The sequence below is a fragment of the uncultured Roseobacter sp. genome, assembly GCF_947496515.1.
Classification (GTDB): Bacteria; Pseudomonadota; Alphaproteobacteria; order Rhodobacterales; family Rhodobacteraceae; genus Roseobacter.
Genome location: NZ_CANMDB010000001.1, coordinates 264460 through 285209 on the forward strand (window position 1 = coordinate 264460; position 20750 = coordinate 285209).

20 protein-coding genes are annotated in these 20750 nt (G+C 62.0%); 9 read left to right on the forward strand and 11 right to left on the reverse strand.

Translation table 11 applies throughout. From position 1 onward, the window contains the following. Nucleotides 1–13 precede the first annotated feature (13 nt). Nucleotides 14–772: a helix-turn-helix transcriptional regulator gene (locus tag Q1A53_RS01330; protein ID WP_299962188.1), complete on the reverse strand. Its 759-nt coding sequence runs from the start codon at nucleotides 770–772 to the stop codon at nucleotides 14–16. Nucleotides 773–1053: 281 nt separating this feature from the next. Between Q1A53_RS01330 and Q1A53_RS01335 the strand changes: the two genes are divergently transcribed. Further along, nucleotides 1054–1401: a hypothetical protein gene (locus tag Q1A53_RS01335; protein ID WP_299962190.1), complete on the forward strand. Its 348-nt coding sequence runs from the start codon at nucleotides 1054–1056 to the stop codon at nucleotides 1399–1401. 5 nt (nucleotides 1402–1406) lie between these two features. On the opposite strand, the gene ilvN is transcribed toward Q1A53_RS01335, so the two are convergent. Continuing rightward, on the reverse strand, nucleotides 1407–1967 hold the full coding sequence (gene ilvN, locus Q1A53_RS01340) for an acetolactate synthase small subunit (protein ID WP_299962192.1): 561 nt from the start codon (nucleotides 1965–1967) through the stop codon (nucleotides 1407–1409). Between the two features lie 79 nt (nucleotides 1968–2046). Between ilvN and Q1A53_RS01345 the strand changes: the two genes are divergently transcribed. Then, on the forward strand, nucleotides 2047–2715 hold the full coding sequence (locus tag Q1A53_RS01345; RefSeq protein ID WP_299962194.1) for an HAD-IA family hydrolase: 669 nt from the start codon (nucleotides 2047–2049) through the stop codon (nucleotides 2713–2715). Nucleotides 2716–2960: 245 nt separating this feature from the next. Here Q1A53_RS01345 and Q1A53_RS01350 read toward each other — a convergent pair whose 3' ends face one another. The 5 genes from Q1A53_RS01350 to Q1A53_RS01370 form a co-directional block, all read right to left on the reverse strand. After that, a complete protein-coding gene (locus Q1A53_RS01350) occupies nucleotides 2961–3578 on the reverse strand; it encodes a hypothetical protein (RefSeq protein ID WP_299962196.1) in 618 nt (205 codons plus the stop codon). Beyond that, a complete protein-coding gene (locus Q1A53_RS01355; RefSeq protein WP_299962198.1) occupies nucleotides 3575–5326 on the reverse strand; it encodes an acetolactate synthase 3 large subunit in 1752 nt (583 codons plus the stop codon). Before Q1A53_RS01355 ends, Q1A53_RS01350 begins: the two co-directional genes overlap by 4 nt. A 328-nt stretch (nucleotides 5327–5654) precedes the next feature. After that, nucleotides 5655–6377 (reverse strand): methyl-accepting chemotaxis protein, encoded by a 723-nt coding sequence (locus tag Q1A53_RS01360; RefSeq protein ID WP_299962200.1) that lies wholly within the window; start codon nucleotides 6375–6377, stop codon nucleotides 5655–5657. A gap of 86 nt (nucleotides 6378–6463) precedes the next feature. Beyond that, entirely contained in the window at nucleotides 6464–7114 is a 651-nt protein-coding gene (locus tag Q1A53_RS01365; protein WP_299962202.1) for a response regulator transcription factor, read from the reverse strand. Next, complete coding sequence (locus tag Q1A53_RS01370; protein ID WP_299962204.1) at nucleotides 7111–8532, reverse strand: cache domain-containing protein; 1422 nt, start codon at nucleotides 8530–8532, stop codon at nucleotides 7111–7113. Before Q1A53_RS01370 ends, Q1A53_RS01365 begins: the two co-directional genes overlap by 4 nt. A 254-nt stretch (nucleotides 8533–8786) precedes the next feature. Between Q1A53_RS01370 and Q1A53_RS01375 the strand changes: the two genes are divergently transcribed. From Q1A53_RS01375 to Q1A53_RS01390, 4 genes are all read left to right on the forward strand, one after another. Continuing rightward, entirely contained in the window at nucleotides 8787–9875 is a 1089-nt protein-coding gene (locus Q1A53_RS01375; RefSeq protein WP_299962205.1) for a TRAP transporter substrate-binding protein, read from the forward strand. A gap of 130 nt (nucleotides 9876–10005) precedes the next feature. Then, on the forward strand, nucleotides 10006–10938 hold the full coding sequence (locus Q1A53_RS01380) for a TRAP transporter small permease subunit (RefSeq protein WP_299962207.1): 933 nt from the start codon (nucleotides 10006–10008) through the stop codon (nucleotides 10936–10938). Nucleotides 10939–10977: 39 nt separating this feature from the next. Then, on the forward strand, nucleotides 10978–13332 hold the full coding sequence (locus tag Q1A53_RS01385) for a TRAP transporter large permease subunit (protein WP_299962209.1): 2355 nt from the start codon (nucleotides 10978–10980) through the stop codon (nucleotides 13330–13332). 134 nt (nucleotides 13333–13466) lie between these two features. Further along, entirely contained in the window at nucleotides 13467–13985 is a 519-nt protein-coding gene (locus Q1A53_RS01390) for a ClbS/DfsB family four-helix bundle protein (RefSeq protein ID WP_299962211.1), read from the forward strand. 57 nt (nucleotides 13986–14042) lie between these two features. On the opposite strand, the gene Q1A53_RS01395 is transcribed toward Q1A53_RS01390, so the two are convergent. From Q1A53_RS01395 to Q1A53_RS01410, 4 genes are all read right to left on the reverse strand, one after another. Then, complete coding sequence (locus tag Q1A53_RS01395) at nucleotides 14043–14375, reverse strand: hypothetical protein (protein ID WP_299962212.1); 333 nt, start codon at nucleotides 14373–14375, stop codon at nucleotides 14043–14045. A 36-nt stretch (nucleotides 14376–14411) separates the two neighbouring features. Then, entirely contained in the window at nucleotides 14412–15230 is an 819-nt protein-coding gene (locus Q1A53_RS01400) for an arginyltransferase (protein WP_299962214.1), read from the reverse strand. A gap of 69 nt (nucleotides 15231–15299) precedes the next feature. Continuing rightward, nucleotides 15300–15737, reverse strand: a complete 438-nt coding sequence (locus Q1A53_RS01405) for an RDD family protein (RefSeq protein ID WP_299962216.1) — start codon at nucleotides 15735–15737, stop codon at nucleotides 15300–15302. Between the two features lie 66 nt (nucleotides 15738–15803). Next, complete coding sequence (locus Q1A53_RS01410) at nucleotides 15804–16208, reverse strand: DUF2852 domain-containing protein (RefSeq protein WP_299962218.1); 405 nt, start codon at nucleotides 16206–16208, stop codon at nucleotides 15804–15806. A 253-nt stretch (nucleotides 16209–16461) separates the two neighbouring features. Here Q1A53_RS01410 and Q1A53_RS01415 point away from each other — a divergent pair, with 253 nt between their 5' ends. The 3 genes from Q1A53_RS01415 to Q1A53_RS01425 are packed head-to-tail and all read left to right on the forward strand — an operon-like array spanning nucleotide 16462 to nucleotide 20747. Continuing rightward, on the forward strand, nucleotides 16462–19230 hold the full coding sequence (locus tag Q1A53_RS01415; RefSeq protein ID WP_299962220.1) for a glutamine-synthetase adenylyltransferase: 2769 nt from the start codon (nucleotides 16462–16464) through the stop codon (nucleotides 19228–19230). Continuing rightward, a complete protein-coding gene (locus tag Q1A53_RS01420) occupies nucleotides 19227–19493 on the forward strand; it encodes a hypothetical protein (RefSeq protein WP_299962221.1) in 267 nt (88 codons plus the stop codon). The genes Q1A53_RS01415 and Q1A53_RS01420 overlap by 4 nt, the downstream gene beginning before the upstream one ends. 39 nt (nucleotides 19494–19532) lie before the next feature. Continuing rightward, nucleotides 19533–20747, forward strand: coding sequence for an RSP_2647 family RNA methyltransferase (locus Q1A53_RS01425; protein ID WP_299962222.1), 1215 nt, complete (start codon nucleotides 19533–19535; stop codon nucleotides 20745–20747). The last annotated feature ends 3 nt before the right edge of the window (nucleotides 20748–20750 follow it).

Genomic DNA, 20750 nt, shown 5'->3' on the forward strand with positions numbered 1-20750 from the left:
ACGGGTCCGTGTCCTAACGAAAGCTGTCCTCGGGCTGAAGCAGACGCTGATGAAACGGCATCAAGTCTTCGAGCTTGCAGAAGCCCGATCGCCGGGCGAGCGGCAATATCCGCGCTATTTCCGTACCGATGTATTCATAGACCAGCCGGGTCATGCGGACACTGGCGGAGTTCTCGCGGACGGTGCGCGCCACATATCCAACCCAGAAGTTATTCTGAAACGAGGTGACGCGGCTGAGATAGTTGAAAGATGCCGTCATCGCATTGCGCCGCGCCACAGTTACCGCAAAGCCGTCTTCGATATTCATGACAAAACCGCGGTATTCCCGGGCCTTTGCATCGGCCGGAATACCTTGCATGGCCATGGCGATCTTGGGCTCAAAACCACGCAGAAACGTGTTCTCGCCCTGGCGTTTGATCAGGACAACGCCGCGCGCGTATTCGTCGTTGTTGACAAAACTGCGGCGGGCAAACTGGTAAAAACCGCTCGGCAATGCTTCTTCGGAGACGACTTGAACGCCGGTCCCCATGAATTCGCTCATGTAGGCGCTGGCGGCAGGGTCATTGCCCGCGCGGATGTCATCCACCGATTCCAGCAGCACACGGGCGTCCACCGAGAAAAAATCACAGATACGCGCCAGCACGTCCGGGCGCGGAAAGCTCTCGCCGCTGAGATAGCGATTGTACTGCGTTCTGTTGATGCCAAGGTCCCGCGCAAGCGCGGAGACCGACGGGTAGTCCGATGAAAGGACCCGCAGGTTGGCACCGAACATGTTGCGCAATTCAGAGGGTGATCTTGCCGTCAAAGCAATTCTGTTCCTTCAGCCATCTTGCTGGCACTTCATTTTGTGGCAGAAACAGGTCCTGCGCCATTTATCCGAAAGGTTTAGCACCGATGTGACGCGAAACAGCGTCAAAAATCGCTCAACTTTGTGTCAATTATACCCATCCGCGACACAAATTCCAAGCGTACGCTCCTGTTTTTATGATGGGCTGGGAGGTTAACTTCTTGGTACGCTTGAGAGTAGAAAAAAAATAAGTGGGTACGACTATGATGGGCGTTGTTCTCTGGAGCGACCCATCTGACCGCAAGGCGGTCATTTGGTGCGAAGACCAAGGCGACTTGGCGTTTCTGAACGCCGGCGACGATGCGTGGCACTCCGGGTCATTCTTTGATGCAGGAGACATGGTGCAGTTCGAGATGGAGGTACATGCGTCCATGCGACGGGCGCGCAATCCGCGCCTCGTGTTGGAGCAGGTGGGATGCGAACTGCCAGAGACACTGCGGCAGCGGGGGACTTCACAGCCGCCCGCGCCCGACGGTTTCGGGGCAAAGGTGATCCCGTTCAAACCGCGCTGTGCTGAGAGTGTTGCGCCCTACCGTCAGGCATCAAAGGCCTAAGGCGGCTACTCTCCGCGCGAAAGTGCCGCGACACCGGTGCGTGCCACGTCGGTCAGGCCCAGCGGGCGCATGAGATCCGCAAAAGCGTCGACCTTTTCCGGCGCGCCGGTGATCTCGAAGATGAAGCTTTCGAGCGTGCTATCCACGACGCTCGCCCGGAAGATGTCGGCCAACCGCAGGGCTTCGACCCGTTTGTCACCGGTGCCGGTCACCTTGAACATGGCAAGCTCACGCTCGACGCTGGCGCCCTCGACGGTCAGGTCATGAACATCGTGCACGCTGACAATTCGGCCCAGCTGCGCCTTGATTTGCTCGATCACTTGCGGTGTGCCGGACGTCACGATGGTGATCCGGCTCAGATGCCCCGTGTGATCAACTTCGGCGACGGTCAGGCTGTCGATGTTGTACCCACGCCCGGAAAACAGACCGATCACTCGCGCCAGAACCCCCGGCTCGTTCTCGACCAGCACCGCAAGTGTGTGCCGCTCCACCACATCCGAGAATGTGGGGCGCAGGTTGTAGGCGGAATGGCTGGTAGCACCTTTTTTGATTTTTAGCGGGGACATGGCGAACCTTTTTGAAGCTGAGACGTTGGAGAGGTTGAACGCAACTGCCGCGCGGCGCGGCCTTTGAACGGGAAACCTCATGAAACCGAAAGCAATTTTTCTGGGCGCCATCGGCACCGTTGTCGACACCTCTGATCTGCAGCGTCAGGCATTCAACGCAGCCTTTGAGCGCGCGGGCTTGGACTGGTCGTGGGATTGGCCTGTTTACGAAAAATTGCTGGCGGTGGTGGGCGGCAAGAACCGCATCGCGGCCTATGCGCAGGAACGTGGGCAAGACGTTGATGTGGCAGCGTTGCACGCCGCTAAATCCGAGATTTTCCAAACACGCATGCGGCGCGAAGGGCTGAGCCCACGCCCCGGTGTTGCCGAGTTGATTGGATCGGCGAAAGCGCAGCGGATCCCGCTGGCGTGGGTGACGACAACGTCGCGGGAAAACATTGATGCGGCGCTGGATGCGTTGGGCGGGAAGGTCTCGGCCCATGATTTTGATCTGATCGTGGACCGCAGCATGGTCAACAACCCCAAACCCGACCCCGAATGTTACCGTCTCGCGATGCGCGAGCTCAACGTCAGCCCGGGCGATGTCGTGGCGGTGGAAGACACGCCCGAAAGCCTTCAAGCGGCCCGTCGTGCGGGTGCTTCCTGCGTGGCCTTTCCGGGGGCTGTGCCGCCGGGTAGCACTTGGGACGCTTCGGACGCGATTGTAGAGAACGTGGGCCACTTGCTGGACGAGGTGTTGGTGGAGTGAGTGTCTTGGTGGCAAAGTATGTGCCAAACACGAGGCGCCAGTCCGGTCGCTCATAGCACACCTACGAAACAGGAACATGGTGCAGAGCTGACCATTTGATCATCCCAGGTTTTGGTCAGGCGACCATTGCATGCGTCTTTTCTACGGCCGAGGCCGGCTCGCACGTGGGACGATTGGTCCTCACGACAATAGGATGACGCGACCCGAACGCGGGCCGAGATGAGGAAGACATCCGACCGGTTCATTTACAGGCTGTCCTCAACCAACACCCGGCACTTATAGGCGCCGAAGCGGGTTTTCGTCGCCCTTCCTGCAGGACTATCCCGCACGCGCATTTTCCCGGCAGACGCATTGCACCCCTCAAGTGCGGTACGATTTGCTTCGCGCTGCGAGGCTGCGTTTCCGGCGGTTGCGAATGCACCGTCCGTATTCATGGACAAAGCAGCGAACCTGCCAGCGGCAGTACGTGACCGCGCACGTTCCAAGGATTGGAATGCGGCAGCCGGAAGCCCGTCGGTCGCGGTGGGATCGACCGGTTCAACGGTCGCGTAAAGCACGCAAGCCATGCCATCTGCATGCTTGGCACTGATGTCGTCGCAGGTTGCTTTTGCCGCTCTTTTGGCGTCTGCGAGGGTTGGGGCCGCGCCCTGCCGTCCGCCACCGCGACCGTCTTCGGTGACATACATCGCGCCGAAAAAGTCGGTACTCTGCCTGAATTCTCGGAACCGCGCCGTGCCGGTCGGCCCTAGCTCTATGGTCGAGAATACCTGGAGGGAACGACCGGACTGGCTGTCAGAAACCGGCGTGCAGCCCATGGCCAGTAGTACCGCGATGCCGGTGAGAAACGTCGCTCGTGGCTTCACACCAGCACGCTCCCCTTGCTGTCGATCACACCCTGGGTCTCCGCTTCGCCCAGCAGCATCTCGTTGTGCGCTTTACCCGACGGGATCATGGGGAAGCAGTTTTCGTGCTTTTCCACCAGACAGTCAAAGATTACCGGGCCATCGTGGTTGATCATCTCCATGATCGCATCGTCGAGATCGTCGGGATCCGAGCACAGGATACCCTTGGCACCAAAGGCCTCGGCCAGCTTCACGAAATCAGGCAGCGCTTCGGACCAGCTTTGCGAGTAACGTTCGCCGTGCAGCAACTCCTGCCACTGGCGCACCATGCCGAGACGTTCGTTGTTCAGGATGAACTGTTTGACGGGCAGGCGGTATTGAACGGCCGTGCCCATCTCCTGCATGTTCATCAGCCAGCTCGCCTCGCCCGCGACGTTGATCACCAGCGCATCCGGATGGCCCATCTGCACGCCGATGGAGGCAGGGAAGCCGTAACCCATGGTGCCCAGGCCGCCGGAGGTCATCCAGCGGTTGGGGTCTTCAAAACCCAGGTATTGCGCCGCCCACATTTGATGCTGGCCCACTTCGGTGCAAATGTAGCGGTCGTGCTTCTTGGTCAGCTCTTCCAGCCGCACGAGCGCGTGCTGTGGTTTGATGGTCTTGCCGGTCTGCTTGAACTTCAGGCAATCGACCTCTTTCCAGGCTTCGATCTGGCGCCACCATTTGGCAAGCGCCTCGGAATTTGTTTTGCGCCCGCGCGACTTCCAAACCTTGAGGATATCCTCCAGCACATGGCCCACATCGCCAACGATGGGGATGTCGGTCTTGATGACCTTGTTGATGGAGGAGGGGTCGATGTCGATATGTGCCTTGATCGACTTGGGGCTGAAGGCATCTATGCGCCCGGTGATCCGGTCATCGAAGCGCGCGCCGATGTTGATCATCAGATCGCAATCATGCATCGCCATATTCGCCTGGTAGAGCCCGTGCATCCCCAACATGCCAAGCCAGTTTTCGCCTGACGCCGGGTAGCTGCCGAGCCCCATCAGTGTAGAGGTAATCGGAAATCCGGTGGCCTTGACCAGCTCGCGCAACAGCTGGCTGGCGGCGGGGCCCGAATTGATCACACCGCCGCCTGTGTAAAAGACGGGCCGCTTTGCCTTTTCCATGGCCGCCACCAGCTCGGTGATCTCCTCCATGTCGCCCTTGACCCTCGGCTGGTACCGCGAGGCGGAGGGTTTCGGCGGCGCGTAGCTGCCCGTGGCGAACTGCACGTCCTTGGGGATGTCGACGAGCACCGGACCGGGCCGTCCTTGCGTGGCCACGTGAAATGCCTCGTGGAGAACACCGGCGAGGCGCTCTGTTTCTTTCACCAGCCAATTGTGCTTGGTGCAGGGGCGGGTGATGCCGACGGTATCGGCCTCCTGAAAGGCGTCCGATCCGATCATGAACGTGGGCACCTGGCCGGTCAGCACGACGATCGGGATGGAATCCATCAGCGCGTCGGTCAGGCCGGTCACGGCATTTGTCGCACCAGGCCCGGAGGTCACAATGACGACGCCCGGTTTGCCGGTCGCACGGGCGTATCCTTCTGCTGCATGCACCGCGCCTTGCTCGTGGCGCACCAGAATGTGCCGGATCGCATTTTGTTGGTGCAATTCGTCGTAGATCGGCAGGACCGCGCCGCCGGGGTATCCAAATACGGTGTCAACGCCCTGATCGATCAAGGCCTGGACAATCATCTTTGCGCCGGACATCTGCCGTGTCATATCTTTGAACTCCGCTGTGGCCTGTGCCAGGCCGCTTTTACCTTTCGGACATAAAAAAGCCCCCGGTTTTGGCGGGGGCGCAAGGGTCAGAAGATGGTCTCCGCTACCGGCCCATGCGCAACTTTCCTACAATGACGACTAGAACAGCCATGGAACGCCCCTTCTTCATGTTTGGCGACATTAGAAGCGGGTACAGATAGCGTCAAGCGCCTTCTGCAGAAAAAAATATGTCCTGAGACAGCGGTTTCATGACAGATCATTGCAGCCAGCGCCGGTATCGAGACATTTTCGCAATTCCGGACACCAGGATCGAGCCGGTTTCGAGAGATCAGGAACTTTCGATGCTTTCGATATCCTCGCGCGCCGAAACGGTCAGCTGCTGCACCTCTTCGGCGAGTGTCTTGAACTCCTGCGCGATGATTGCGAGGCCCTTGCCTGCCTCGCCAGCGCGCGACGCCTCGACGGAGGCGTTGATCGACATCGAACGCACGTATTTACCGATGCGTTCCAGCCGGGTGAGCCCTTCGTTGAGGCGCGCGGCAGACTGCATGGCCCGCTCCAACTGTTCGGCGCGGCCATCTTCAATGGTGGCCCAGATCCGATCGGTCAGACGGCTGACCGCGCTGAGAAAATCGTCCTCTGCAAAGCTGATGAAGGACGCGAGGTCTGTGGCTTCGACGCCATCGCCGCTCAGCGCCTGTTGAACCAATTTGTCGGCCTTGTCCGCCATATGCGCGATCACATGAGCTTCCTTGGTGTTCTGCTTGGCGATGGAGGCCAGCCAGTGACCCAAGGCCTCCGGCAAATCGTCAAAGGTCTGCTCACCGCTCAGAACCGCTGCCGTCGTCTTCAGGCTCGCGGACAGGTCCTTCAGATCGGAGGTGAGCTGTCCGTGCCGGGTCGAGGTCTCGTCCGCTGCGAGCTGGCTGACATTCAGTGCAATCTGCATGGAAAGAGTGCGCAACATCGCAACCCGGTCGATCGCCTTGCGGTAGGGCAGGGTGTCGAGTGTCGCGGCATCGGGCGCGGTGATCTGGCTTTGCATGTTCATGCGGTTTGAATAGCCCGGCGTTGCTTAAGAAACCCTCAACCCGAAGCTTCAAAAAACGCAAAAAAGGGCCAGCGTCGGTGCCGTGATCAGAACTGCGCCCCCGTGCCTTGCAGCACCCCATGTTCCATGGCGTAACGGGTCAGCCCGGCGGTGCTGGAAATACCCAGTTTTCGTTTGATGTTCTTGCGGTGCGTCTCGACCGTGCGGACCGAAATATCCAGCGCCTGAGCCACCTCCTTGTTGGATTTGCCCTGCGCCACCTGCAACAGGATCGTCTGCTCGCGCCCCGTCAGCGCCTCCCGGGCGTTATCCTCTTTTGGTGCCAGCGACCCACGCGCGCCGGTACACAAGTACCGATCCCCTCCCATCACCACGTCGATGGCCTGCTTGATCTCGTCGGTGGGCACGTCCTTGAGTACATATCCCATGGCCCCATGGCTCAGCGCACTAGAGATATATTCGGGGCTGTCGTGCATCGACAGCACCAGAATGCGGGTCTGGGGCCGTTGCTCGAGGATGATCTCCGTCGCGGTCAGCCCGCCCATCTCCGGCATGTTGAGATCCATCAGAATGACGTCCGGATCCAGGGTCTTCAGATCGGCGATGGCCTCGTTAGCGGAGTTGCGGGTGCCCACCACAGTGATGTCATCGTAGCTTTCCAGGATGGATTGGATGCCTTCGGCAACCATCGGGTGATCGTCCACGATCAGGATGCGGATTTGGTTCAGAGTGCTCATACGGGGACCTCGGGGCGTTGGTGCCGTTCCGGTCCGGGCGGCAAAAGATGCGACAGCGGCACGGTGACTTCGATGGTGGTTCCGGCGCCGCGGCGTGGCTGTGTAATGCGCAACCGACCCTCAAGCTGGTCGATCCGCTCCTGCATGTTGCGCAGCCCCAGACCGCCCGTGGGCGTGTCGGGCAGGCCGCAGCCGTTGTCCTCGATCCGCAGGGTGGCGCCTTTCTTGTGGCCGCGCAGGTCGATGCGTACGTGGCTGGCCTTGGCGTGGCGTTCGATATTGGTCAGTGCTTCCTGCGCGATGCGGTACATGGCGATCTTGGCTTCTTCGTCCAGGCGGTTGCGGAAAACCACCGTCTCAAAATCGATCTCGACCCCGGTGCGGTCGGAGAAATCCTCCGCCAGCGCCTTGATCGCCGGGCCAAGCCCCAGATCATCCAGAACTCCGGGTCGCAGATCGCGACTGATCCGGCGCACTTCGTGAATGGCCTCTCCCAGCGTGTCGATGCCCTTGTTGAGCGGCGCCTTGGCCTCCGGATCGCCGCGTTCAAGTTTGCGCCGCGCGGTATCGAGCGCGTACCGCACACCGACCAGCAACTGGCTGATCCCGTCATGGAGTTCGCGCGCAACACGCCCACGCTCCTCCTCCTGCGCGTCGAGCACCCGTTGGGTGAGCCGCTTGAGCTTGATGTCCGCCAGACGCCGCTCGCGGATGTTCAGGCCCATGCCGGTCAGAAACACCGCCAGCAGGGCCGCCAGCGTGATCAGCCCGATGTAGAAAAACGTCTGCTGGACCCGTTCCTCCACCTCGGCCCGGGCGGAGGCGACGGTGGCCAGCACATCGTCAATGAAAACCCCCGTACCCACGGCCCACCGCCAGCTGGGAAAGCTGGTCACATAGGTGATCATCCGCGCCTCGTCGCGGGTGGAGGGTTTTGGCCACAGATGCGTCAGATACCCGTCGCCCTGCCGCGCGATGCGGATCAGCTCATCCACGACGGCGGTGCCTTCGCTGTCGGTCTCGCCGCTCCAGTTGCGGTTGATGCGCTCTGTCTGGCGCGGGCTGACCAGGTTGGTGCCGTCGTAGTCGTAGACGAAAAAGAACCCGTCAGAGCCATAGATCATCGCCGACAGGATCTGGGCGACCTGATCCTTGGCGGTCTGATCGTCGGGGGCGGCGGAGCCGTAGATGAAGTAAAAACCGTTCCGGGCCTGTGTGACGTAATTCCGCAGTTCCGCCTTCTTGGCCTCCAGCAGCTGCGTTTCCAGCAGCTTGATCTCGCGCTCGGCCAGCGCCCGTGACTGATAGGCCACCAGCACCGCAATGGCTGCCACCGCCACGATCAGCGGAACCGTGGCGACAAGGGACAACTTCTGCGCGTAGCTGGGGCGCATCAGAGGGCTGAGAAGCTTTTTCATCGCCCTTTGGTTACGCTCAAACCCGGGCGAATCAAAGCCTTGATCGGTCCACCACCGGGCTGTCAAACACGGACGCCGCACCCCGCTGCATTCGGCAAACTGCCGCACAACCGACCGTCCGTGTATCAAAATGATCGAAATCTACGCAGTAGTTGGTATTTCAATTGGCAGAGGCATCGCTAGTGTGGCGCCACTTGAAACGACCCGCGCGCGGATCTGCGCCGTGGGCGAAATAGTCTGGGAGGACTACCTACATGGATCGTCGTTCATTTCTGAAGACATCTGCACTCGGCGGCTCGGCCGCTGCGGCAACCACTCTGGCCGCACCCGCGATTGCCCAAGGCAACCGGACCCTCACAATGGTCACAAGCTGGCCCCGCGGTTTCGCGGTTCTGGACGATGCCGCGACCTACTTCGAAGAGATGGTCGGCGCGATGTCCGGCGGCTCGCTGACAATCGAGAAGAAAGCCCCCGGTGAACTCGTCGGCGCCTTTGAGGTGTTTGACGCGGTCTCCTCCGGTCAGGCGGACATCTACCACGCCGCGGATTACTACTTCATCAACCAGCACCCTGGGTACGCGTATTTCACCGCGGTGCCCTTTGGCGGCACAGCTCAGGAGGTCACCAACTGGTACCACCACGGCGGCGGTCACGAGCTGCACAATGAGCTGGGCGAGATCTTCAATCTGAAATCCTTCATCGCCGGCAACTCCGGATCGCAGTCGGGTGGCTGGTTCCGCAACGAGATCAACTCCGCCGAAGACTTCAATGGTCTGAAATTCCGCATGCCGGGTCTGGGTGGCAAGGTGCTGGGCGAGCTTGGTGCCTCCGTGCAGAACATCCCCGGCGGCGAGCTTTATCAGGCGCTGAGCTCCGGCGCGCTGGACGGTCTGGAGTGGGTCGGTCCCTTCGCGGACGAACGCGCCGGCTTCCAGGAAGTGGCCAAAGTCTACTACACCGCCGGTTTCCACGAGCCGGGCTCGGCTCTGACAGCGGCTGTGAACCTCGACGTGTTCAACGATCTGGAACCCGCGCATCAGGCGATCATCGAGAATGCGGCCATGGCCACCACCCACTACCAGCTGGCCGAAACGCTCGCCAACAACGGCGCCGCGCTCGCGCGTCTGCAGGCACAGGGCGTCAAGGCGCTGCAGTTCCCCGACGATGTCTGGGATGCCTTCGGTGCCGCGTCCAAGACCGTGCTGGACGAGAACATGGGCGACGAGCTCTTTGCTAAGATCCGGGGTTCCTTCGAGGAATCGCTGGCGCAAAGCTCCGACTGGCTGCTCAAGTCCGACGGCTTCTACGTCGAGCAACGCAACCGCGTGCTGGCCAACGGCTAGGCGATCTGCCAAGATCAGCGAGAGGGCAGGGGGCCACGGCTCTTGCCCTCTCGCTACACCGAGACCCGCCGGTTCCTGACCAGTGTGGCTTGGTCAGTGCCGGGGCGGGCACATCGGGTGAGGGACATATATGGAAAATGACGCGGCCGAAGCATCAGGCGGAGTCTGGATCATCCTTGAAGGGATCCAGTGGTTCTTTGTCAACATCGCCATGGCCTTTTACAATCTAGCCTACGCGATCACCCATCCGTCGCTTTGGCTGGACTGGTCAAACAAGGAGGCCATCACCCGCTTCGTCTACTACGGCGGATCGGTGGAGTTCTTCTTTGTCGTTTTGACCACCGTGCTGGTCCTGTTCGGCATCGGTCTGTGGCGCAACGGTTTCATGTGGGGCTGCGTGCGCGTGCTGGAAAGCTTTGCCAATACCACAGGGCGCTTTTTTGCCTGGGCCGGGCTGTTGATGGTGATCCAGCAAATCATCATCGTCTTTATGCAGCGGATCTTCACGCGGCCTGATATCTCCATCGGGTTTGGCATTCCCTTGCAGTTCGATATCAGCTGGTTTGCCGAAGAGCTCAAGCTTTACAATGCGTTGGTCGTTTGCCTGTGCATGGCCTACACCTTTGTGCAGGGCGGCCATGTCCGCGTTGATCTGGTCTACTCCGCCGTCAAGTTCCGCACCAAGAAGGTGATCGACATGTTCGGCGCCGTGTTTTTCATGATGCCGGTGGCGGTGCTTATCTGGATGTACGGCTGGTTCTTCCTCTGGCGCCATCTGATCGTGCCCAACCCGTCTGCCTCCGACACGCTCGACCGGCTGCTGATGAAGTCCCGCGCCCTGCGCTGGAACGTGGAGACCATCGGCTTCAGCCCCAACGGCTTCAACGCGTATTTCCTCTTCAAGGTCCTGCTCTGCGCCTTCACGGCGATGCTGTTCCTGCAGGCGGTGTCGATGCTCTTCCGCTCCTATCTGGAGTGGAAAGAAGGCCCTGAGAGCGAAAACAAATACCTCGACCGCGATAGCTTGGGCGACGGCGAAGAAGCCTATGAGGGCACACACTAAGAGACGCCGCGATACACGCAGCGCAATGAGGGACGGTTTATGTTTTTCGGACTAGATGGCGTCGAAGTCGGCCTGATCATCGTTTTCATCTGCCTCTTCGGCGGCATCCTGTCAGGCTTTCCGGTGGCTTTCGCCATTGCCGGGGCGGGGGTGATCTCCTTTGGGATCATCGCAGCACTGGACAGCGCCGGGCTGCTCATCCACCAGGCGATTGATACCGGCAGTCAGGTCTACCGGGATCTGGTGAATTCCGGGGTCAAGGCCGACACGATTTCCGTCTTCCGATACCCGGAGTTGCCGCGGATCGAAGAAGCGGTGTTCCCGCGTGGTTGGGAAGACGCCATGAACCGCAATGTCTCCTTCGTGGTCAACCGTATGAACGAGCGGGTGCTTGCGGGCCAGTCCATCGAGACACTGCTGGCGGTGCTGATGTTCGTGCTCATGGGGATCACGCTCGAACGCTCCAAGATCGCAAATGATCTGCTGACCACCATGGCGCGGGTCTTTGGCCCGCTGCCCGGCGGTCTGGCGGTTTCCATCGTCGTCGTGGGGGCCTTCCTTGCCGCCTCCACCGGGATCGTGGGCGCCACGGTCGTGACCATGGGGCTGCTGGCTTTGCCAACCATGTTGCGCAACGGGTATTCGCCGGAGCTGTCGACCGGTGTCATCGCCGCCTCCGGTACATTGGGGCAGATCATCCCGCCTTCCATCGTGATCGTTCTTCTGGGCACTTTGGCGGGGGATCTCTACTCGCGCGCGCAGGAGGACCGGGCCAAGCTCGAAGGATGTACCGACGCTCTGACCTATCTGGGTGAACCGGCGGTCCTGTCGGTGGGAACGCTGTTCCAAGCAGCGTTGTTGCCCGGCATCATGCTGGCGCTGCTCTATGCGCTCTATGCCTTTGGCTACGCGCTGCTGAACCCTGACAAGGCCCCCGCCGTCGAGATGGGCAGCACCAACGCAGAGCCGGTCACCCGCTCCGAGGCGTTCACCTGGTTCCTGGGCGCCCCCGTGGCGCTGGTGGTCGGTGCCATCCTGCTCGGCAACCTTGGCGTCATCGGCGACCAGTCGACCACCGTTTCGCGTTTTTCCGACATCGGGGAAGGGGCCTCGTTGCGCACCAATGTGGGCCCCGAGTGCCAGGCCTCCATGATCGAACTGCACGGGCAGGCCGCCTGGGATGCCGCCGTCGCAGAGCAACAGGCCATAGCTGACGCCGGTGGCGTGCAGGCCTCGGAACGGCTGACCGACGAAGAGTTCGCGCAAGCCCGGGTCGACAAGATCGCCAATGCAGCGCCCATCGGCACCGGCATCGCGATCATCCTTGTTCTGACAGGGCTCATTCTGACCTCAGCCCGCGGCATTGCGCCCTCCCAATCACCGCAACCGCTTATTGTCGGCGCCATCGGTGCCATCGGGATGATCCTGGTGGACATCGTGCTGGTGGGGCCTGCGACCTCCTCTGGGATCATGGTCGCGCTGATGTTCCTGCCCTTTGTCCTGCTGATGTACGGGGTGGTCCACGCGACCAAGGTGTGCGCTAGTAACGAGCTGGTTCGCGTGGTCTTTCCACCGCTCATCCTGATCGTGGCCGTGCTGGGCTCTATCCTCGGCGGCATCACCAATCCGACACCTGCCGCGGCTCTGGGCGCAGGCGGGGCCATCATGCTGGCCGCCTACCGCAAGCTCAAGGATCAGGACCGCACGCCAAAGGTAATCATCTGGTCCACGCTGGCCATCGTTGTCTGTATTCTCGTGGGCATCAATTTTGATCTGCGGGTCAATGCCAACAGTGTCAGTGCCGAAACATGGATCGCCTTTATCGTTGCCTATGCCGCGTATCTCTACGCGCTCTTCGGGCTGCTGTTCTCCTGCTGGGTGCTCTACAGCTCTGGCGTGCTGAGCCCGGTGGTGCGGGAGACGGCCAAGGTTACCTCCATGGTCTTCACCATTCTGATCGGCTCGCAGCTTCTGAACATGGTGGTGATCTCCTTCGGCGGAGAGCATTATATCCAGCAGTTCCTCAAGAGCTTTGACGATGAGTTCACCGTCTTCCTGATCGTCATGCTGGTGCTCTTCGTGCTGGGCTTTGTGCTCGACTTCCTTGAGATCATCTACATCGTGATCCCCATCGTCGGCCCCGTGATCTACGGCGGCAGCTTCGATCCCAAATGGGTGACGATCATGATCGCGGTGAACCTGCAGACCTCCTTCCTGACACCACCTTTTGGCTTCGCGCTCTTCTATCTGCGGGGCGTGGCCCCCAAAGAGGTCACGACCGGGCATATCTACCGTGGGATCATCCCCTTCGTGCTGATCCAGGTGGCGGGGTTGGCGCTTCTGTGGACCTTCCCCGGGATCGTGACCATCGTGCCGGATCTGATCCCGAACTGATCACCGCCATCTATGTGACGACAGGGGGCCACTGGCCCCCTTTTTCATGTGTCGGGAGATCCCGCTCAATTTGATCCAGAGCAAGGCACGGTGCGGCGCGCCGTGATCCACTCCGCTGAAGAGGGAGAGGACCAATGGCCGCGACGACGAAGACCCAGTTGCTTGAAGTGACCCAAAAGGAATATCGCAAGCTCGCGGATCTCATCGCCACGCTGGATCCGGCGATGGTGGATGTGAAGGATGCAGAGGATACCTCCATCACCGACATCCTCTGCCACCGGGCGCATTGGATCGATCTGTTTCTGGGGTGGTACGCCAACGGTCAGGCGGGCAAGACCGTTTGGTTTCCGGCCAAGGGCTACAAGTGGAACGAGCTCAAACGCTACAACGCCGATCTGCGCGCGCGCCACGCTGGCACCCCTTGGCCCGAGGCTGTGAATAGGTTGGAACAGGCTCACGGTCGGCTCGTCACCTTTATGGAGAGCAAAACCGATGCGGCCCTTTACAGCCAGCCCATGAAAGGCGCGAACAACCGCTGGACGCCCGGGCGGTGGGCCGAAGCAGCGGGTCCAAGCCACTACCGATCTGCGGCGAAGGTCATCCGGGCCCGACTGCGGGCCGCACGGGCCTCAGAGTGCGGCGAGCTTCGTTGAGCGGCACCTATTCCGTCGCAAAACGCAAGACAGGCGTTCAGACAGGTCCGCCGGTGCTCAAAATGCTCCGGGACAGCTGCGCGCAGCCGTGCGTTGCATCTTGCCCATTTGCCGTGTGACGCGACCCTGACGCGGCAATTGCTGAACGGCAGCCATGTTGTCGCGGCCCGTGTACCAGGAGTCGAACAGCAGTGCGCGAATGTTAGCGTCCAGCACCTCTTCCGCGACACGGTATACGCACAGGCAAATCGCCTGATCCATCCCGTTGGCGCGTCCGTCGCTGATCATTCTGGCGCAGGTCTGTTCGGGCGATGGTGCAGCAGCGACATAGCCCGGTATAGTCACGAGTGCTGCCAGCAGCAACGCCCTTACGTTGGTATTCTGTGTCACGGAGAGTTCTCTGGATCAGGGATGGATCTGCAGCGCCTAGCGGGTCGGCCTGGTATCAGGCAGGTGGATGTTGGCCACCTGCTCTGCGATGGGATCGGTGGACAGGGGGTGCGTATCGGCGCTGAACGCCTCCGGGTCCTTCATCTTTTGCCACGCACCGCCGAAGTATACCTCCAGCCCGGAAAACTTGGACTTGTACCCCATCTTCTGACTGCCGGGCACCCAGTAGCCAAGATAGACGTAAGGAAGCCCCGCTTCACGCGCGATCTCCACATGATCGAGGATCATATAGGTACCAAGCGAGCGCTTGGGTTCATCGGGCGCGTAGAAGGAGTAGACCATGCTCAACCCATCCGACAGCACATCCGTCAGGCTGACGCCCGTTAGCGTGCCGCTCTTGGTCTCCGCGTATTCCACCACGCGGCTGCGGATTGGCGTCTCTTCGATCATCGCGGCAAATTCGAACACGTCCATGTCCGCCATGCCACCTTCGGCGTGGCGGCTGTCAAGATAGGCGCGGAACAGCTCGTACTGTGCTTCGGAGGCCCAGGGTGAGGTCGCGCGGCGTTCGAGATCCCGGTTTTGCGAAATGGCGCGGCGCTGGCTGCGCGAGGGCCGGAACGCCGCCACATCGATGCGGGCGCTGAGGCAGGCGGAGCATTCGACACAGGAGGGGCGGTAGAGCACGTTTTGCGAGCGTCTGAACCCTTGCTGAGACAGGCTGTCGTTCAGCTTGTCGGCGTTATCTCCCTGCAGTGCGGTGAACAGCTTACGCTCCATCCGGCCGTCCAGATACGGACAGGGCTGCGGTGCAGTCACGTAGAACTGCGGAGCGATGGGCAACGTGTGGCGCATGGGATTCCAAGGATTATACACATCACGATAACAAGCGATGACCCAGCCGCCAAGATGAAGTTTACAACTTTAGCGGAACGCGGCCCGGCGGTTGACGGCGACCGTGCCGAGAACATGATCGCTGAGCCCCTGGCCGCGCTCGGTAGAGGCCATCATCACCATTGAAATCAATTGCAGCGGGAAGACACCCCAGCTCACCGTGTAGCCCAGCGTATGGGCAAAAGCTCCCCCCACATCAAGCCGCTCGCCGTCCGTCCTGCGCAGCTCGATCGCAAGGAGCCGCATGCCCCAGGTCGCCGACCCATTGGCCAGCGTGACCGTGCGGTACATGAACCCGACGATCAGGAACATCAGGGGAAAAACAAAGATGCCCGTGAAAAAGGTGAATGGCAGGACCAGCAGACACAGCACAAAGGTCAGTGTCGCATCCACTCCCCAGGCCAGCAGGCGCTTGAGGGGCACGTCCTTGTAGAATTCGGGCTGGTTCTGCGGATCGGGGATCGTCATCGTGCTGTGTTGCTTTCTCTGTGGTCAAAGGGCGGTGCCGGGAGCGTGCCCGGCACCGATCCATCATCAGGCGTCGGCGGTGGTGCCACTCTTGTTGGCCCGGTCGTCCATAAACTGGTCGAACTCCGCCTTGTCTTTTGCCTCGCGCAGACGCTCGAGGAAAGCTTCAAACTGCTCTTGCTCTTCTTCGAGCCTGCGCAACGTGTCGCTTTTGTAGGCGTCGAAGGCGGCGTTGCCGGTGGAGCGCATGCCTGTGCGCATGGCGGCGGTCTTGCGGCTGCAGGATTTGAACATGTTCTTGCTCCATATCATGTAGAAGAGAAGGGCGAGCCCAATGGGCCAGAAAAAGACGAACCCGAGCACCATGGCTGCGATCCAGGCGCCTTTGCCTTTTCGGTCGAGCCAGTCTTCGGCGCGGGAGAACCAGCTCGGCCGAGCGGGCAGGGAGGTCATGGAAGTCGCGGTGTTCATCGGGATGCCTTTCTGTTTCGGTTGCGGGGTCTTGGTTATGTGAATGCCTTTCACATACCCTAGATTGGGATGCCGGGCGGCCTGCGCAAGAGGAAATGTAAATCTTTTTCACATATTTCTTCTTTGTTGTTTCTTATCAGCTGGTTGCGGCTGACATTCCCCTTGGTGTCGTGCAAATCTTGCGTCGCCTTCACCCTGTCTTGTCGCGAAAACAGCCATTGACCTCCGCGCGCCCTGCGGCAAATGCTGCGCCATGAGCTTTGCCGCCGCCCTGACCCGCTGCCCGCGCCCCTTCGATCCGGACCGCGGGCGCGAAGCGCTGGATCTGCTGCCCGCATTGCCGCGCGACCTGTGCGGTTTGATCGAAGGGACGGCGGGGTGCAGCCCTTATCTTGCCGGGTTGATTGCCAAGGAAGCCGCGTGGCTGCCGATGGCCCTCGAGACCCCCGTGACCTCGCTCAAGGCGCAGATCTCGCAAGCGCGGGAGGCGCCGCCCGATCACATAGCGGTGACGTTGCGGCAGGCCAAGCGGCGGGTTGCGCTCCTGACGGCTCTGGCGGATCTGGGCGGCGCATGGTCGTTGGAACGGGTGACGGGGGCGCTCACGGATCTGGCTGATGCGGCCTGCACCGCAGCACTCCGCGCCGCACTCGGTCGCCAGATCCGCCGGGGCAAGCTGCCGGGCAAGACGCTGGATGATCTGGACGACGCGGCAGGCATGTGCGTGCTCGCCATGGGCAAGATGGGGGCGGGCGAGTTGAACTATTCCTCCGACATCGATCTGATTTGCCTTTTTGACGAGACGCGTTTTGACCCCGAGGACTTCCACGATGCCCGCACCGCCTTTGTCCGGGCAACCCGCGAGATGAGTGCCACGCTCAGCGAAAATACCGCCGAAGGTTATGTCTTTCGCACGGATCTGCGCTTGCGGCCCGACCCCGCGGTGACCCCTGTCTGCATGGCGATGGAGGCGGCGGAGAGGTACTATGAAAGCCTGGGCCGGACGTGGGAGCGCGCGGCCTACATCAAGGCGCGGGTCGCGGCAGGCACGCGGGCGGGCGGCGCACGCTTTCTGAAGGATCTCACACCCTTCGTTTGGCGCAAGCACCTTGATTTCGCGGCCATTCAGGATGCCCACGACATGCGGCTCGCGATCCGCACGCACAAGGGGCTCGGCGGGCCGATTACGCTGTCGGGCCATAATATGAAGCTCGGGCGCGGTGGCATCCGCGAGATCGAATTCTTTACCCAGACCCGCCAGTTGATCGCAGGTGGGCGTGACGCGGATCTCAGGCCGCGCGGAACGGTTGCCGCGCTGGCCGCACTCGCGCGGAAAGGGTGGGTACCGGCGGAAACGGCAGCGGTGCTGACGGAACACTACACCGCCCACCGCACGGTCGAGCACCGGTTGCAGATGGTGCAGGACGCCCAGACCCACAGCCTGCCGCGCAACGACGAAGGCTTTGATCGGCTGGCCTGCCTGATGGATTGTGAGCGCGCCGCGCTGGAGGCAGATCTGAGCGCGCGGCTGCAAGAGGTGCATGCGCTGACCGAAGGCTTCTTTGCACCGTCCAAGCCGCAGAGTGCCGCACCGGACGTACTGAGCGACGATATGCAGACGCGCTGGCTGAGCTATCCAGCGCTGCGGAGCGAGCGGAGCCGCACCCTCTTTGAACGGCTGCGCCCGGAGCTTCTGGCGCGGTTCGCGCAGTCCTCCCGACCGGAGGAGACGGTGCTCGCTTTTGACGGCTTTTTGGCGGGGCTGCCGTCTGGCGTGCAGCTCTTTTCCTTGCTGGAGGCCAATCCGACGCTGATGGATCTGCTGATCGACGTCACCGGCACCTCGCCGTCGCTGGCCCGGTATCTGTCGCGCAACGCCAGCGTTTTCGATGCGGTGATCGCCGGGGATTTCTTTAACGACTGGCCGGGGCAGGCGGGGTTGGAGACGCTGCTGAAAGCCGCAGTGAACGCCGAGGCGGACTATGAACGGGCGCTGGACGCCGCGCGGCGCTGGTCCAAGGAGTGGCATTTCCGCATCGGGGTGCACCTGCTGCGCGGGCTGATCCAGTCAGAGGCGGCGGCGCACCAGTATGCGGATCTCGCCCGGGCGGTTCTGGCCGTGCTATGGCCGTTGGTCACCGAGCAATTCGCGCGCCGTCATGGCCCCCCGCCCGGTCGCGGCGCTGTTGTGCTGGGGATGGGCTCGCTAGGGGCCGGGCAGCTCAACGCAGGCTCTGACCTTGATCTGATCGTCATATACGACCCTCAGAATGCCGAAAGTTCCGACGGCGACAAGCCGCTCGCGACGCGCCCGTATTACGCCCGTCTGACTCAGGCGCTGATCACCGCGCTGACGGCGCCGATGTCCCAGGGGCGGCTTTACGAGGTGGATATGCGGCTGCGCCCTTCGGGAAATCAGGGGCCGGTGGCCACCAGCTGGGCCGCCTTTCAGGACTACCAGCGCGCGCAGGCCTGGGTGTGGGAACACATGGCCCTGACCCGCGCGGCTGTTATCGCAGGCCCCGGCGATCTGGCGCAGGATGTGAGCGGTTTTCGCACGGCGTTGCTGAGCACGGCACGGCCCGTCGCTGAGGTGCGGCAAGAGGTCGGGGCAATGCGGGACCGGATCCGGGCGGCCAAACGGCCCGGCAGCCTGTGGGAGGTCAAGATCGGCCCCGGCCGCCTGCAAGAGATCGAATTGCTCGCACAGGCAGGCGCCTTGGCGCAGGGCATGTCGCACAGCGAAACGGATGCAGGCTTGCAAGCGGTAGTCGCAGCCGGGCTGCTGAGCGCCGAAGACGGCGCGGAACTCAGCCTGCTTGCCCGCTTTCTTGGCCGGGTGCACCAGATCGTCCGTCTGCTGTCGGACGCGCCCTTGGTGGCGGCGGATCTGGGTCCCGCGGGCCGGGCGTTCGTGTTGCGCACATTGGAGGAGAAGACCATGGAAGCGGTTGAGACGCGACTGGAGGCGGGATACCGGCGGGCGGTGGTGCTAATCGATGACGCGGTGACGGGATCATGACCGGGGACCTGCACGACCCCAAGGGATTGATCCGCGAGGCCTACCGGATTGACGGCATCGGTCTTGCGGAATGCCGGACGATCTTTCTCGATTGGGCGTTGAGCCTGCCTGAGGGACAAGAGGCCGGTGCCGCGCTGCGGGATCTGCTGGCGCGCTATGGAGAGGCCGATCCGGATCATCCCATGACAGCCGTCATGCAGGAAGGTCTGGCCAAGGCCGCACAGCCCACCCGGCGCGGTGGTTGGCGCGGACGGCGCCGATAGGCTCTTTCGCCGCGGCACACGACCGGGTAGAGCAGCGCCATGACAACAGCCTCTCCCGATACGATCTCTGACCTGCCGGTCATTCGCCTGCGGCCCAAAGCTAATGCCCGGGCGATCCGCCACGGGTTTCCCTGGGTCTACGCCAATGAGCTGGTGACCGACCGGCGGACCAAGGCGCTCACGCCGGGAAGTCTCGCTCGCTTGCAGGATGACGCCCGGCGCGACATGGGGGTGGTGGCGGTGAACCCCGGCTCCAAGATCATCGCGCGCATGCTCGACCGCGATCCGGGGGCGACGATTGATGCCGCGTGGTTCGAGGCGCGGCTGGCCCGAGCGCTGGCGCTGCGCGAACGGCTCTATGACGCGCCCTATTACCGGCTGATCCATGCAGAGGCGGACGGGCTGCCGGGTGTCGTGATCGATCGCTTCGGGGATCTCTGTGTGATCCAGCCGAATGCCGCCTGGGTCGAGGTGCAACTGCCCGCGCTGGTGGCGGCGCTGCAAACGGTCACGGGGGTCGCGACGGTCTTGAAGAATGCCGGTGGCCGCACCCGGGGGCTCGAAGGGCTCGATGATGTGTCCGGCGTGCTGGCCGGGACCGCACCCGACGGTCCACTGACGGTCCCGATGAATGGCGCCCGCTACAGGGCGGATGTGACCGGCGGTCAGAAGACGGGGCTCTTTTACGATCAGCGGCCCAACCACGCCTTTGCAGCGACCCTCGCGCGCGGCGCGCGGGTGCTGGATGTCTTCAGCCACGTGGGAGGGTTTTCGCTTGCCGCGCTCGCAGCCGGTGCGGCGGAGGCGCTGGCCGTGGATGCCGCGCGCCCCGCGCTGGATCTGGCGGAGGCGGGTGCCGCAGAGATGGGGATGACCGCGCGCTTTGCCACCCGCCAGGGTGACGCCTTTGACATGCTGCAGGCGTTGGCGGGCGAGGGCGCGCGGTTTGACGTGGTAATCTGCGATCCGCCCGCCTTTGCGCCTGCGCGCCCGGCACTGGAGGCGGGCTTGCGCGCTTACGAGCGGATCGCGCGGCTGTCTGCGGGGCTGGTCGTGGATGGCGGCATTCTGGGACTGTGTTCGTGTTCCCACGCGGCGGATCTGGAGGCGTTTCGCGGCGCCAGCCTGCGCGGTATCGGCCGGGCGGGCAGATCGGCGGCACTGATCCACACAGGGTTTGCTGGCCCGGACCATCCGCAGCTGCCGCAACTGGCGCAAAGCGGGTATCTCAAATCGCTCTTCTTCCGGGTCTGAGCG